Below are 14,134 nucleotides of genomic sequence, written 5' to 3'. Positions count from 1 at the left end.
TCACATTGAACTGAATCTACTAGAGTTAAGGAGTCTGCAATTAATATTGCAGGCTTTTTTGTATGTGGGGAGGAGCATCGATGACCGAGGTGATTGCTCTCGCCAAAGGTAGAGCGAGCAAAATAACAATACTGTTTTGATCCGGGAAGGGATTCTCAGGATAGTTGAAAAATTGCTTGAAATAAATTCCGGAAATTAGGCCATGAAGGAATTGACTTCTAGAAATTTCCTGTGTTATATTGTGCATACACGACATGCACAATTTGATGAGGAGGTCCTGTATGCTGGCATTAGACATTCGAAACGTAAACAAGAAGTTTCAAAATTTTCAGTTAAAAGATGTGTCGTTTCAATTGGAAAAGGGTTATATTATGGGATTTATCGGTGCCAATGGCGCAGGTAAAACAACCACAATAAAATCGATCCTGAATATGATCCAAATTGACAGCGGCGAGGTACACATTCTGGGTAGGGACATGGCCGAGCACGAACTGGGATTGAAGCAGGAGATCGGATTCGCATTCGGCGGCATCGATTTCTATACGCGAAGCAAAATGAAGAAGTTGACCGATGTGATTAAGAAATTCTATACGAATTGGGATGATGAAACCTATTACAAATATCTGAGAAGATTCAAATTGGATGAGAACAAGAAAATCGTCGAATTGTCAACGGGAATGAAAGTAAAGTACAGTTTGGCCCTTGCCTTATCTCATGGTGCGAAGCTCCTCATCCTCGATGAACCAACAAGTGGACTCGATCCGGTAGCAAGAGACGATCTTCTCGATATTTTTCAAGAGCTCGTAGTAGATGGCGAAATCAGCATTCTATTTTCTACTCACATCACATCAGATTTAGAAAAATGCGCGGATTTCATTACCTTTATCGAAAACGGACAAATTATCAGCAGTTCTGAGAAAGATGAATTTGTTGCGTCTTACCGCCTGTTGAGTGGTGACGAAAGCCAGCTAAACCAAGTGAAGGAAAAGTTAATTTCCTACAAAATAAATTCATTCGGCTTCACAGGATTGATCCACTCCAAAGACTTCGATCCATCCTCCGATATTAAAGCAGCTACGCCGAGTCTTGAGGAAATCATGATTTATTTCGCGAAAAAGGAGGATGCGTATGTTTAACTTATTGATGAAAGATTTGAAGTTAGGCGTAAATCCGATGTTTTTTGTGTTTCCTTTTGTGATGGGCGCTTTGATGCTCATTCCAGGTTGGCTGTATTTTCTTGTGGTTATGTATTTTTTCTGGGTATCGGCACCGAATTTGTTCGCCCAATTTAGAGGCGCGAACGATTTACTCTTTACCGCGATGATGCCTGTGACCAAGAAAGACATGGTGAAGGCAAGGGTGTCCGTTTTTGTTATCTTGGAATTACTGCATCTTGTGATTGCCATGATCTACAGTTTGTTCACGGTTCACCTATACCCGAATGTGACGTACCACTTCTTCGCGCCGTACATGGGTTTCTGGGGACTAAACTTTGTTATGCTTGCGATCTATAACATTTTCTTGTTCCCTATGTTTTATAAGACGGCGTATAAATATGGTACGGCGCAGTTTATATCTATAACAGCTGCAATGGTTTTTGCCGGTGTTGCCCAATGGGTGGGAATCGAGAGTCCTTATTTGTATGACATTTTCAATGGGGCCGGTGCCCACAATATGACGCTTCAAATTTCCATCTTGATTGCAGGAATCGTGATATTTATTGCATTCACTATGATTGCTTATCAAATTGCGGTTAGACGGTTCCTAAAAGTGGAGATCCAATGAACGTATCTATTTCGAATACATCTGAAAAGCCGATTTATCAGCAGCTTTTCGAACAAATCAGCGCCCAAATTTTGAAAGGCGAATTAGAGAGCGGTTATTGTTTGCCACCAATTCGACAAGCAGCCCTGGAGCTTCGTGTTAGTGTCATTACCGTAAAGAAAGCTTGGGAAGAACTCGAACGAAGTGGTTTGATAAATACAGTAACAGGTAAAGGGTGTTTCGTAGCCGAATTCACATCCGACGAAATACAGAAAATACGCAACGAAATGGTTTTGAAGCAAATGGTTAACGACACTTCATACTACAAATCCTTTGGCCTCACCCTAGATGAAGTTATTGAGCTGTTGAAGAAGATTTATTAATAGCTGGCAGGTGTGGTTTATTACAAATTTCATAAAGGGGTTGTAGTGTCATAAAAAGGTTAGATAGCATATTTCTCGTCGGATTGTTGCTGCTGATTGCCGGAGTTGTGTGGGCGTTTACGATGAATAGCATTGGAGCGAAAGAGTGGATTTTGCTACTGTCAGGGACTGTATTGGGCATCGTAGCCGGGATGATTCAAGGATGGGTACTATTTCTCAATAAGCGAGGGCAAATGGGATCAGGCAAGATGAAACTTTGGATAGTTGGAACACTCATCGTGTTTGTTGCTCTGAAAGTCACGATAAATATTTCATTTCCATCGTATTTAGCTACGAGTGAGAATGGAACCTGGGTATCAATTGTTTTTGCTATTGGAGGCCTTCTCCTCGGACGTTCATTGTACTCCCGCCTCCGATGAATGGAACGGAAAGCTCTCATGACGGGAGCTTTTTTTCATTGGTTTTTACAAAGTACCACGTTATATTCACGCATCAGGGCTTTCGCCTCCTTATTGTCAGATGTATAATCGATCGAGGAAGATACAGCACATAACTAACGACCCAGCCTAATTGAAAATTAGATTCATTCTGTTTTCGCAACCTTATATGCATTGGAAACGTACGAAGAAACATAACATGTTGGGGAGTGACAGATGTATGAGTGAAAAAGGATGCATTAAATGCGGAAGCAAAGACGCAAGGACGAAAGAAGTAGCGATGACCGGCACAGGATTATCCAAAATGTTCGATATTCAGCACAATCAATTTATAGTCGTGTACTGCGCAAATTGCGGGTATTCCGAATTTTACAATAAAAAATCTTCGGCTGGCTCGAATGTTCTTGATTTCTTTTTCGGTTGATAAGGTAAGCAACAATAATTTAATAACACATCTTGTTGAGCAGGCTACCGCAGCCTGCTCATTTTATTAAGCTTAAGTACTGTTTAGTTATAATTGAAAGAGAGGCTGTATAAGCTTAATGAAATCTATTTTGTGTTGAAGGAGGACGGCCGCTATAGGTTCGTCCTTCTTCTATTGGGGATGGGGTGATAGATCAGATAGCGATATAAAGAAACTTATCGGATCTGAATACACATATCATTGGTAAACAAAATATCCTTACTCGTACTGTGGATGAAAAAAAAAGGAACCCCCTGCACCTTTTCTAAAGTACAAGGAGTTCGTTTTATTACATTCGAGATATGTTCACCCTAAAAAGGTTCATACGAAACCACTATTAGCATTATGGCTTGGGGGTATATTCGCTGACATTCATCGCATTGGCTTCGACAGAGATCCAATACGCTCCAGGTGTCTTCAAGTATAGGTTTAAGGAGTCTTCTGTGTACGGGCCAGATGTGACTTTGAAGTTACCTTCACGATCAACGGATACCGTTACATCTTCAATTTGATTTGGCTTCTTCCCGCCCGTCTGTACCATCATCGTCGTCTGTTGACCAGCAAGAATGGTGAATTTGCCTTCAACCGTTAAGGTACGATCAGGATGATATGTGGCAAGGAAGGTATAATCTTTGATCACTTCAGGTTTCTTGTAGACTTGGGTGGCAGAACCTTGACCCGAATTCGTTCAGAGGACAGATTCCCCACATGAGCGGTAACATTAATCGAGTCTCTTGAATAGGCAAAATAAAGAAAGCCAACTCATTTACGGCAACACGGCCATCACCTGCAGCTGCGTAAGCGGCATAAAAGTTATTACCCTGAAAAGTAAGGAGATGAGAACATGATATTAAACAATGTGCAGAAAGAGACAATCCGCCAGATGGATGTAGGAGATAACGTGAAGTTCGGCGGAGTCGCAGCTGGTATGGATGATCGGTACGAAGTACATAGAGTGACCGAAGGAGAATATAAAGTTGGGAAGTATGCACTCATGATTTGCTTGAAGATGGATTATGTATCATCGACCGAAGAAGTTATTTCATTCATTGAACGAGGTTTTTAATCGTGCAGAAAATCAAAGAAAAACGAAGAAAACGGGGGATTGTAAGTGTTGCGATTTGCCCGTTTTTTTTGTGATGTTCCACGGAAGCAAAATCCCCGCTCAAGGCTGAATTTGCCCGAATACGGCGTTCGAGAGGCTAGACTATTTCACAAAATCCGGGATTTTGTGCACAGACTTTACAACCGTCTGAATTCGTACAATATGGTCAGTCCTTTTTTTTGAAAATATTTTTAATTGAAGAAAATATTTTATCAAAGAAGTTACTTAGATATTTTTTAACTAGAAAACCTACCAGAGCAAAGAATAGTGAAATACCTATTATAAAAACAAATAGTTTTAGTCCTATTTCTATAAATTCCATTAGATACAGCACCTCCTTTTCATTTTTGATTATATACTTGTTGGATGAGTTAACACAAATCGCTGAAATGGAATCGTGTTGGAGGCGCATTTGAAGTGAAAGGAATATAGTCATTTCCAAAAGTCTAATTACAATTTATTTCAATTAACCGAAAAATATACTGGTAAATATGTACATAGTATGTTAAAGTGGAAAAAAAAGGAGGAGGATAGTCCGATGGTAAGAAAATCTATTAGTTTATGTATCGCTCTATGTCTTTCTATCGCTCTAATTTTTGGTGGACAGGCGAGCGCAAGTGGAGCACTATCAACGGACACAATTGTAACTGAAGAGAATGTAAACCAAGTTATTGAATATCTAGGATTAGATCCTAGAGCTCTGAAAAAAGCTGATGCTGTTGCTTTTTCAGATGATTCTGTTACTGTTACTGTCGGGGAATTGGAACAAGCTCTTAATCAATTAAAACAACTTCCTAGAGAAGTTACATCAACAGAAAACCCTAATGCAATAGCTCCTCGAGCTGAGTTTTGTACTGGCATGAAAATGTTATATTATACAACTAATCTTGGTGGATCGTTTGAATTATCTTATGAAGCAAGTTCCAATTACTCGTGGAACAAATTTACTTCTGTCAATAATGCGACCGTTCAAGTAATAGATAACGATGATAATTTATTAACAACTTTCACAATAGCTAGTAGAGATGTTGGAGCTCAAGTTATTGATGACGGCAAAAAAGTTGAACTGAAGGCTAAAGTTAAAGTAGATTCGTGGTTATCAGTTGGAAATATAGGACTTATTAAGGTAACGACAACAACAGTTAATACAACAAAGGAATGGACTACTGCACAAGCAGGAATCCCAGGTTGCATTTAGTAGAAGATTAAGGCGCGTATCTAAAAGGGCTGCTGCTGGCAGTCCTTTTTATTGTTTGGAGAACCCACGCGAGTTATTTTTGTATATCTGTCGTTCTTGGACTCCGAAAGGATCTCTAGGAACATGAAGAGCTCCCTTTGGGAGCTCTTCAGAGTGTCGAGAAAGTCCCTTGGACTTTTCGACACTTTGATTTTTATGTGGTGGCTCTCATCTCATAAAATAAAAATCGATTTAAAACGCTCTGAGAACCGACTTTTTGATAAGAACTTCACGAATTTTGATAGTTCTATAAAATAGTGAGGTTTCTCAACAGGCTGAAGAGCTCCCTTTGGGAGCTCTTTATTATTTGCGATTTACTTTCCTACTTGATCATGTAGACTCTGATGATTATCAGATATGTATCTGCAGATGCCTTTAAAGTCCGTGCTGGTGAAGGAGATCGAGGACGCAGGGGTTTGGTTCGAGTTCGATAATGAAGAAGACGAATCCTTTGTGACTTATGGAGAAATGCACCTTTTCATCCGAGAAGGCAGCACGAGTAATAATTGCCCGCCTTTATTCCCTTGAAGGTAGCAGGGGACACGAGCTTTAGCCCTGCTGCATCACTGCTGACATAACGCACTTGATTTGTTAGGGGTTCCGTGACATTATCGTCATATCGTCCTGTAATCCGAATGGAGGCCTCTTCGCCTTCATTAATCAGAATCTCTTTCGCAGCTCCTGATATGCTTACTAACTGATGGCCCTTGCCAGTCTTGAAGAATCAGGATAGATGCTGCGTCTCGGATGAGCTATCGGTACGGTATGCCAGATTGACGCGATATGTATGATAACCCTGCAATATGGACTTGGATAAAGGGACAGGGTACGTCCGCTCGAGACTTCTTCATAAAAGGAACGTTATTTTCCTTCTCTTACGTGATACTTGCTTCATGCCAATCCAGCTTGCCAGGGACTGACGCAGAAATAATATAGCTTGAATGCTCGACATTGAACTGATCCAATGGATTCGGCACTTCATTCCCGTAGAATCCTACTGGCACATTGGTTATCCCTTGATAAGGATAGACAAAGAGATACGGTTAGAATGGAGGACTGGTATGAACCGCCTAGATTCACAACAGCTGTTCCATCAACAAGCGAGAACCGATCTCGTTATAGGCAGAACCTAAAATAATGTCACGATGATAGGCGGTATCCAGCCAGCCTTGCATGGCCATCGTGCTGCTCTTCTGTCCAAAATGCATGACTTCACCCGTTCGGTAGAAGTTCAATAATTCCAGCCGGAGGCTTTCATTCGTTCAAAAGGTTCAGTCCCAGTAAACCCTATCTAAGTTTTTTGAAGAAAATCCAATAGAGGGTTTAAGATTCGCAAAGAAAGTTGTCAGTATGTTTATTAAGTTTAAGAACAAGTTGATCGACGAAACGTTGATTACGTTCCAAATCGTTTGTTCTTTAAGCATGAAAGGTTATCCTTACGACAACGCCGTTGCTGAAGCCACATTTAAATTCACTCAATATATTTTTTTCGCAACCTTATATGCCAGCACAATCCTTACGTACTGTTTAGTTATAATTGTTTACTACCTTCTATATCATTTGTGAGATGCTATAATTGTAAAATATAACTAAATGGGTGGGGAGTTGGTACCAATGAAAAATTGTGATGAAGAGACTCGTGAGAAACGAAAGTTCTTAAAAGAGGGGATATTGTATGTTAAATAAATTGAGTGATTCCATTTATTATTTATCTAACCAAAACGAGAAAGAAAGACCGACATTAGGGTTGGTTTGTGGAGACAAATATAGTCTAGTCATCGACGCTGGAAATTCTGTTCAACATGCTAGGGATTTTTTGAGTGAAATCGAAAAGGTAAACGTACCTCCGGTTAAGTATCTGGTGATCACACATGCACACTGGGATCATTTTTTGGGGATGAATGAGTATAATGCAACGATCATTGTGAATAGCCTTACCGATCAATTATTGAATACGTGGCGAAGCTATTCTTTTGACGATCACTCTCTTCAAGAATATGTAGATGCTAAAAAGATGGATTCACTGTGTGTGGAAATTATCAAGAGTGAAGTGCCTAATAGGGATGTGTTCAAATTAAATTCTTCAGATATTGTTTTTGATGGGTCTCTTGTTCTTGACTTAGGAAATAAGATTTGTGTTATTGAGAGAATCAGAAGCACTCATACTGATGATTCAACAGTCGTTTATGTTCCCGATGAAAAAGCAATTTTCCTTGGAGATAGTATTTATAGTACAACCAAAAACTCTTTATTTCACTATAAAAAGTCTCATTTAGAGCCAATGATAGAAGATATTCAGAAATTCGATGCGAGTCATTTCATAGTTGGTCATGAATCGATTTGCGATATTGAAGAAATGGATTCGTTCTGGAAACAGCTAAGATCGGCCAGTAAAGCCACAAATTCAACTTCATTAGAGGAATCATTAGAGAGTTTTGAAAAAGAAAATAAAAGGAAGCCTATTGGAGACGAACTATTCTTCATTAAAGCGTTTGTAAACGATCAGATATTACATTCAGAAGAGCGTTAATTTGAAGTGATTTTATGATGCCGTAGAGATCCTATAACAAAGTATTCACGCTGGGGGCTTTCGCCCTTTGGTAGCCAGATGTATAATAATGGATGAAGGTTAGACAACAGACGAGCCAGCCTAAGATGAGAGCTATCTAAGGCTGGCTCGTGTCGTGAAATGCGGGAACGTTATTTGGAAGGTATGCGAATTGCATTAAAACCATGTTCAAACTGTAAGTTCAAAACTATAAGAACACTTGTACGCGGATGTGATAAAAGGTAAAATATAACTACAATTGAATCTTGGGTGGGCATGGTTTCCCTTCGAAAGGAGGTGAAGCCATGGAAGTAAAAGACGCAATAACGATCATGCTCCTCTTTGGAACATTCATTCTTGCTCTTTTAACATACATTAATCATAACAACAAGAGAAAGTAAAAACCCACCCCAAGGTTGGACGCCAAAGGTGGGTTTCCATTCATGAATGACTAAGAAGGGATTACCCATCCAAGCCAATTGTATGGACCAAGTGTTAGCGCACTTGGTCTTTATTACATATATAGTACCATATCAGAAAAGATGTATCAAAGGATTGAAAAAATGTTGAAACCAAAAAGACGTAGTTATTCACAATTGAAAGAATCTCGAAGATGGCATCCCTAGATAACACCGTATCTACGTGTGGACTACGTCCTTGGTTCGCGAGAAGTGAAGAGAAGATGAATCGGCCAACAATCCTGCGAGGCTAAGCCAATTGGCCCCGGCGTAATCGCACCTTAAGTTACTCAGGTCGTAGATCCAAGAACGTTATAGGAAATCAGCGCTATAATAAATTTATCTGCAAATAAAAAACAAACAAACAATAAAATCACTAAAGGATGATTTTTATGAACACAAACGACAATCATTGGGAATTACATGTGCAAGGGAATGCAGGGCTCTCGCATTATAATTTGTATCCGCACTTTATTTTTTATCACGGTGACGTAGATATGGCTGATTTCAAAGTTCGATTTTCATCTAAACATGTCACTAGTTTAGGTCATTCAGAAAAAGCTAGGGCAGCTATTAGACTTAAAACTTTGTTAAGATATTTTAGTGGTTTGCAATTAATAACAAATTCAGAGTACATATATCCCGATTCTCAGTTGTATTACGTCACAGGAGACAGAAAATTTCGAGTTGAATCTTCTCCAGAAATAGGTTTGGAGTTGCTTTTAGATGAACTATCTAATCCATTTGATACAAACGGAATTGAAGGATACATTCCAAGAGACGCAAAGATGGAACCAAATATGAATTTAGATTTCATTCAAATTCTGATTGATGAACCACTTGCAAGGGAAAATATACTGTTATTTACCTTAGCTTATGAGAACAATTTAAATTTATTGGTTAATACCTATAAGATATATGAAAATGTAAAAGCTGATCTTCAGGTTAAAACTAATAATGGGAAAGTAGTATTTAGAAACGATACGGAGTATCCTCAGGAGCTAGTTGATTCTTTCTCTCAGATTTATAATCTCGCCCAATTCATTAATTCAAAAACAGCATCAGGATTACTTTCAAGACATGGTACAAGCAATACACCTCCACCTAATAAAATGCCTACAATTAATGAAGTTATAAAACATTTGAGGGATCTTGTTTATAACTGGATGAACTATCGATGTACGCAGAAATTTGGGAGGAACTACATTTTAATAGAACGAATAGGGGAAAGAGAATCCATAATAACAGAAGAAGATTTTTATGAGTTGGAGAAGTTTGCTAGTAATTAAAAATTTGAGTTTGGTGATCAAGAATAAGAAAGTGTAAGTAACTCAAAGAAGGCGCTGACATCCTATAACATCATAACTACGCCATTGGTTCGCCAGATGTGGCAAGGAGCGAAGCGGACTCAGCTCGCAACCCTGGACTGGCTAAGTCCGTCGGACCCGATGCATACGCGCCTTTTGTTTCCTAGGTTCGTAGATACAAGAACGTTAGGTGAAATAAACGAAATGATGAAGTGAGGGATAAGATGCCTGAATATTCTCAAGTTCAAACCTATATAAAGTGCGATCAAAGCAATATAAAAGAGATTATGCTTGACTTTATAAGCACATTAAATGACTGCGGAATTCAAGACGCTGAAGTGATTTCTTCTTTTAATGGACTAGAATGGGTGATAGATGAGGATGGCTCTAAGTATGTGAGCGGAGGAGAAGTAACAAAAGAACTTATGATCGCTGGACAACTTATACACATTCGTCCTTTTGTTATGGGATGGACTTCAAAAGTATTCAAAGAATTGCAGCAGTCTTGGCTTGAAGTTAGCCTTCTCCTTTGGACAGAGGAGATTGTACAATGTCATTCAGATTACGTATTAAGAGAAGAACATAGATCAGTGATTTGGAAGTTAATGAATGCATTCTCACATTTCTCTAATCAATCTGGTGTGTATTTTACTAATGAAGCAACGGATGGCCGTCCTTGGGAAGCATTTGTACAGAACGACTTGGAAAATATATGGATGTTTGATGCTGCAATAATAAATAAAGACATTATGAAATATTATGAGGCTATCGACGAGTCAATATTTTTCTCGAATCTTCAGGACAATGAATTATTAATAGCTCGGAAAGAAACATGGATTACAGAACCTTGGTGATTGATTTTCAAGAAGGCGTCTATCTCACATAGCATCATTCACACATCGAGTAATCGGTTCTTGATCCGGTAGGATATCGATGCATTTTCGGTGAGGTACATCAGCGTTGTTTAAAAAATTTCCATCTGGACACACCCATGTCATTTAAACGGATCGCGGCTGGTCACTTTGTGACCTGAAGGTGGCGGGGCGCCATGGGTATGAGCGATGTTTGTAAAATCAGCTAGGAATGATAAGATTATATCTAGGAGCAAGTACTATGAAGCGAATCTATAAGCATATCGAAGAATATACAGATCAGGAAATAAAAGATATTCTAACTCGTCAAGAAGTAGAAGAACTAATGTATTTAGCACTTTCAGTTGGAATGTATCATCACAATTGGAAGTTTGCTCAAGATATATGTCTTAAATTAGCGCAACATGATAATCCACATGTAAGAGCGAATTCTATATTGGGGTTAGCACATATAGCAAGAACTAAAAAACAGTTGGATAAAAGACTAGTAAAACCAATCATTTTGAAAGAACTAAAAAATAATATAGAACATAAAGGTACAATATTAGATGCTATAAGTGATATAAATTTATTTATGAAATGGGAACTAGCAAGGAGGCATAATTATTTGAGCTCGACATAAGGACTTCTTGATGCTAGTTAGCTTATATATACCTGCCTCTCCTCATAAAATCGCTGTTCTATTAACCCACTTCGTTTAAAAGCTTTTAAAATCTAGAACTATGTAGTTCTTCAAAGAGATATATGGCATCTTTGAAACCATGTAGATAAATTTTACTTTCGAGTAATGTTTGTTTAGAGCTTTGGGCATTTTCATAGAGGAAAAAGGTATGTTGGAGGTTGTCAGGCAGGGCTTCTCGGATTGCTTTATAGTGTTGTATGGCTTCATTTGAAAATCGTAAAAAATCAGTATCTGTATTTGTAAGGTTGCTGTGCAATGATTTTAATCGAGCACGAACTAGTGGATCAATATTTATCTCCAATGAATTTTGCAAGAATAAGTCCTCCTAGTATCATTTAAGATTACAAAGTAAAGTTTGTTTTCATGAGTAAAAGTTTAACATATTGAAGAATATAGTCAAGAGAACACAAATATAATTTTGATTAAGTAAAGATTGTTCAATATAATTAAAGAAATATTTAACTACTTTGTGAGGAGTTCACGATGATCAGTTATAAACCATTACAAAAATTGCTGATAGATAGGGAAATAAAGAAGCAAGATTTATTGAAAATGACAGGGATTTCTTCTGCAACAATGGCCAAGTTAAATACGAATGAATATGTTTCATTAGAAGTAATTGATAAAATTTGCTCAGCACTAAATTGTCAACCTGGTGATTTGTTGGAGCATATTCCTGAACGAATGAAGTGAAAGAACCTAAAATAAAAGTGCAAAGATTTGTGGTTCAAAGAAGTACCCCGTCGTATAACAATGCATCTACGCTGCAGGGCTTTTAGCCCCTTGGTTGCCAGATGCTAAAAAACAGAATATTAAAACAACACCGACCCGACCTAAGATAAGAGTTATCTAAAGGCCGGGTCGTGTCGTACATACGAGAACGTTAGGCGAAATCATTACTAAGAGGTGAAGACCCTGCAAAATGAAGATAAAGAACATATAAGAGAAAAATTATTGGAATCTGCCGAATACCGGATTGAGCCAAGCGTTGCAAAAGTTGTTCCAGGAAGCATAATAGGGGCTTCAGTGAACAACCTGCACCGACTAACCGCATCGCGACCGGCGCTGAAGCGCCTTAAGGTTCTCTGGATCGGTAGTACAAGAACTTTATCTACAATTCCCCAAAGCCCAAATAAAATGTAAGGAGGGAACCTCTTGACTACCACGTTCACGAAAGTAGTTGGCATTGGTTTTATTATTTTATCAGTATTAAGGCTAACACCAATAATTAATGCAACTGGGAAGTGGTTATTATATGTATCCATTGCAGCTTTCTTTTTAATACTATTGGACGTAATTGAATACGTTTTAGAAGGAATAAAAGAAAAGAGAGGTATCAAGGTCAATAATTTAACAGTTCTACGCTCAACTTCTCTAGGATGTGCAGTAATCGCAATAATAGTTTTGCCAAATTTAAAAATTGACATTCCCGTTAAGACTGTTAATGCATGGAGTGACGCAATTTCATTAATTAGCTTAGGACTTGCAATAACGTTAATCGGTTTTAAAACAGAGAGGACTAGAAAGTCTTTATCTAATAAAACTATGTTTACAAGAAATGAAGTAAGCGAATTTTTTAAATCAACTGAAGGACAGAATCTTATTGATGAACGCATAAGGAGACTAGGGCTCCAAGATGTAAACATGATTGGGGAATTTAATGCAGAATCTAAGTAGTGTAACAGCAGATAACACTATATTGACCTATATTGACCTATATTGATACCTCGGACATACTGAACCGGCTCCAATTAGTGGGAGAGAAAAATAAGTGCAAGTAGAATAAAAGCAATAAGACAAGAAGCAGATCTTGAATTAAATAACCGGGGCGTTATTTTCGACTTCTCGGCCGTTTACAAATAAATGATGGTGAATGTAAAAACGAAAAGGAATAAAGAGATCATGAGAAAGATAATTCCTAATGTGATAGTAAGTATACTATTGCTCATTATTCTGCTTGGTGTGGCTGCCTTTTTCCTATTCTTCCATATTGGTATTTTCGAGGTATTAGGGATTCAATACGAATCGTGGGCATCGGTATTTCTGTTTATCGGTTTATCGTTCGTTGCTGATGCGGTTGCCAAAGTATTATTTATTTTTATGAAGACAAGGTATTTCCTCTCTACTGGTCAGCAATTTAAGCAGTATCATGACGCTATTTTCCGAATACTCCTCGATTTTGTTGCTGTTCATCTGATTGATGAATGGATGACGTCCGTTCATTTTTCTATTTTTTCTAAGATTGGTTTTGTTCTTATTATCTATTTGATTGATATTTTACTTTTTCAGAAAAAAGACCATGATCGTTGATAAGAGAAGAAGCAAAATAATGAGTTTGCAAAACAAGTGATTCCATTCGGCTAATGGGGAGTGAACGTTACATTGTCAGTTGTTCGAGAGTATATTCGATTGTATGCAAAAATAACGTTGAATCAGAAAGTGAGTTTTTTGTGGTACTTGCTTTTACCCTTAATTCTTTTCTTCGTATATCATTACAATTGGATCATGAATAGTCCAGAAGCATCTTTTTTTCAATACCAAGCCAGCATGTTCTTAGCCTATATTACATTCGTCATGTCTATTGAGGTTACGACAAGTTTGATCCGTATGAGAGAAGATGGCTTCTTGAAAATGTTCGCATTCGTTTCGGGCACGAAGTACCCTATGATTATAGGAAAAGTCTTTACGCAATTATCCTTTCTGCTTCTTTCGATCCTCATCTTTTCTCTAGTGACCAGCTTATGTAGTCTACATAACCCTATAGATATTATATTGTTTATGTTTAGTTCCGTTGTAGCGGGCTTATGCGGGGCAATACCGGTAATGTTCTTCTTTTTGATACTTATGATTTTCCCGATGAAGCAAGAATCACTAGTTA

The 14,134-nt window shown here is 38.1% G+C and carries 19 protein-coding genes and 1 pseudogene; 15 read left to right on the top strand and 5 right to left on the bottom strand.

The features are described 5' to 3' along the window. The first annotated feature begins 281 nt into the window (after positions 1 to 281). The 4 genes from BP95_RS0110160 to BP95_RS0110140 all read left to right on the top strand — a co-directional run bounded on the left by BP95_RS0110160 (position 282) and on the right by BP95_RS0110140 (position 3,008). Positions 282 to 1,136 (top strand): ABC transporter ATP-binding protein, encoded by an 855-nt coding sequence (locus BP95_RS0110160; RefSeq protein WP_028532073.1) that lies wholly within the window; start codon positions 282 to 284, stop codon positions 1,134 to 1,136. Beyond that, positions 1,129 to 1,785, top strand: coding sequence for an ABC-2 transporter permease (locus BP95_RS0110155; protein ID WP_028532072.1), 657 nt, complete (start codon positions 1,129 to 1,131; stop codon positions 1,783 to 1,785). The genes BP95_RS0110160 and BP95_RS0110155 overlap by 8 nt, the downstream gene beginning before the upstream one ends. After that, positions 1,782 to 2,147, top strand: coding sequence for a GntR family transcriptional regulator (locus BP95_RS0110150; RefSeq protein WP_021255816.1), 366 nt, complete (start codon positions 1,782 to 1,784; stop codon positions 2,145 to 2,147). Before BP95_RS0110155 ends, BP95_RS0110150 begins: the two co-directional genes overlap by 4 nt. 657 nt (positions 2,148 to 2,804) lie before the next feature. Beyond that, entirely contained in the window at positions 2,805 to 3,008 is a 204-nt protein-coding gene (locus BP95_RS0110140) for a zinc ribbon domain-containing protein (protein WP_021255818.1), read from the top strand. A gap of 382 nt (positions 3,009 to 3,390) precedes the next feature. Here BP95_RS0110140 and BP95_RS0110135 read toward each other — a convergent pair whose 3' ends face one another. Then, a complete protein-coding gene (locus BP95_RS0110135) occupies positions 3,391 to 3,687 on the bottom strand; it encodes a hypothetical protein (protein ID WP_028532070.1) in 297 nt (98 codons plus the stop codon). A gap of 204 nt (positions 3,688 to 3,891) precedes the next feature. On the opposite strand from BP95_RS0110135, the gene BP95_RS0110130 reads away from it, so the two are divergent. Continuing rightward, positions 3,892 to 4,113 carry a hypothetical protein gene (locus BP95_RS0110130; RefSeq protein ID WP_028532069.1) on the top strand — a complete coding sequence of 74 codons (222 nt, stop codon included), beginning with the start codon at positions 3,892 to 3,894 and terminating at the stop codon, positions 4,111 to 4,113. Between the two features lie 205 nt (positions 4,114 to 4,318). On the opposite strand, the gene BP95_RS33525 is transcribed toward BP95_RS0110130, so the two are convergent. Continuing rightward, positions 4,319 to 4,474, bottom strand: coding sequence for a hypothetical protein (locus BP95_RS33525; RefSeq protein WP_185929608.1), 156 nt, complete (start codon positions 4,472 to 4,474; stop codon positions 4,319 to 4,321). A 216-nt stretch (positions 4,475 to 4,690) separates the two neighbouring features. Here BP95_RS33525 and BP95_RS0110120 point away from each other — a divergent pair, with 216 nt between their 5' ends. Then, entirely contained in the window at positions 4,691 to 5,350 is a 660-nt protein-coding gene (locus BP95_RS0110120) for a hypothetical protein (protein ID WP_028532068.1), read from the top strand. Positions 5,351 to 6,264: 914 nt separating this feature from the next. Here BP95_RS0110120 and BP95_RS34225 read toward each other — a convergent pair. Beyond that, entirely contained in the window at positions 6,265 to 6,393 is a 129-nt protein-coding gene (locus BP95_RS34225; RefSeq protein ID WP_268632027.1) for a hypothetical protein, read from the bottom strand. A 72-nt stretch (positions 6,394 to 6,465) separates the two neighbouring features. Continuing rightward, entirely contained in the window at positions 6,466 to 6,597 is a 132-nt protein-coding gene (locus BP95_RS34220; RefSeq protein ID WP_161627149.1) for a CAP domain-containing protein, read from the bottom strand. 151 nt (positions 6,598 to 6,748) lie between these two features. Between BP95_RS34220 and BP95_RS33015 the strand changes: the two are divergent. From BP95_RS33015 to BP95_RS0110075, 6 genes and pseudogenes are all read left to right on the top strand, one after another. Then, positions 6,749 to 6,889, top strand: a pseudogene (locus BP95_RS33015) (IS3 family transposase); the annotation flags it as partial. 175 nt (positions 6,890 to 7,064) lie between these two features. Beyond that, positions 7,065 to 7,919, top strand: a complete 855-nt coding sequence (locus BP95_RS0110095) for an MBL fold metallo-hydrolase (protein WP_028532067.1) — start codon at positions 7,065 to 7,067, stop codon at positions 7,917 to 7,919. Positions 7,920 to 8,242: 323 nt separating this feature from the next. After that, complete coding sequence (gene comI / locus BP95_RS33010) at positions 8,243 to 8,338, top strand: competence inhibitor ComI (protein ID WP_021255831.1); 96 nt, start codon at positions 8,243 to 8,245, stop codon at positions 8,336 to 8,338. Between the two features lie 449 nt (positions 8,339 to 8,787). Continuing rightward, positions 8,788 to 9,684 carry a hypothetical protein gene (locus BP95_RS0110085; protein ID WP_028532066.1) on the top strand — a complete coding sequence of 299 codons (897 nt, stop codon included), beginning with the start codon at positions 8,788 to 8,790 and terminating at the stop codon, positions 9,682 to 9,684. A 242-nt stretch (positions 9,685 to 9,926) separates the two neighbouring features. Next, positions 9,927 to 10,556 (top strand): hypothetical protein, encoded by a 630-nt coding sequence (locus tag BP95_RS0110080; protein WP_028532065.1) that lies wholly within the window; start codon positions 9,927 to 9,929, stop codon positions 10,554 to 10,556. 259 nt (positions 10,557 to 10,815) lie between these two features. After that, positions 10,816 to 11,196: a hypothetical protein gene (locus tag BP95_RS0110075; protein WP_028532064.1), complete on the top strand. Its 381-nt coding sequence runs from the start codon at positions 10,816 to 10,818 to the stop codon at positions 11,194 to 11,196. A gap of 85 nt (positions 11,197 to 11,281) precedes the next feature. Here the strand turns inward: BP95_RS0110075 and BP95_RS0110070 are convergent, their stop codons facing one another. After that, positions 11,282 to 11,569 (bottom strand): hypothetical protein, encoded by a 288-nt coding sequence (locus BP95_RS0110070; RefSeq protein ID WP_028532063.1) that lies wholly within the window; start codon positions 11,567 to 11,569, stop codon positions 11,282 to 11,284. 170 nt (positions 11,570 to 11,739) lie between these two features. Between BP95_RS0110070 and BP95_RS0110065 the strand changes: the two genes are divergently transcribed. From BP95_RS0110065 to BP95_RS0110055, 3 genes are all read left to right on the top strand, one after another. Further along, positions 11,740 to 11,949, top strand: coding sequence for a helix-turn-helix domain-containing protein (locus tag BP95_RS0110065; RefSeq protein WP_021255836.1), 210 nt, complete (start codon positions 11,740 to 11,742; stop codon positions 11,947 to 11,949). Between the two features lie 462 nt (positions 11,950 to 12,411). Next, positions 12,412 to 12,933 (top strand): hypothetical protein, encoded by a 522-nt coding sequence (locus BP95_RS0110060; RefSeq protein ID WP_028532062.1) that lies wholly within the window; start codon positions 12,412 to 12,414, stop codon positions 12,931 to 12,933. Between the two features lie 225 nt (positions 12,934 to 13,158). Further along, entirely contained in the window at positions 13,159 to 13,566 is a 408-nt protein-coding gene (locus tag BP95_RS0110055) for a YrvL family regulatory protein (protein ID WP_028532061.1), read from the top strand. Positions 13,567 to 14,134: the final 568 nt, after the last annotated feature.

Origin of the sequence: Paenibacillus sp. UNC217MF, from assembly GCF_000686865.1 — a bacterium.
In the GTDB taxonomy this organism is placed as follows: Bacteria; Bacillota; Bacilli; order Paenibacillales; family Paenibacillaceae; genus Paenibacillus_B; species Paenibacillus_B suaedae.
Note: the sequence above shows the minus strand (reverse complement) of the source record. Positions and strands in the feature narration are given on the sequence as shown.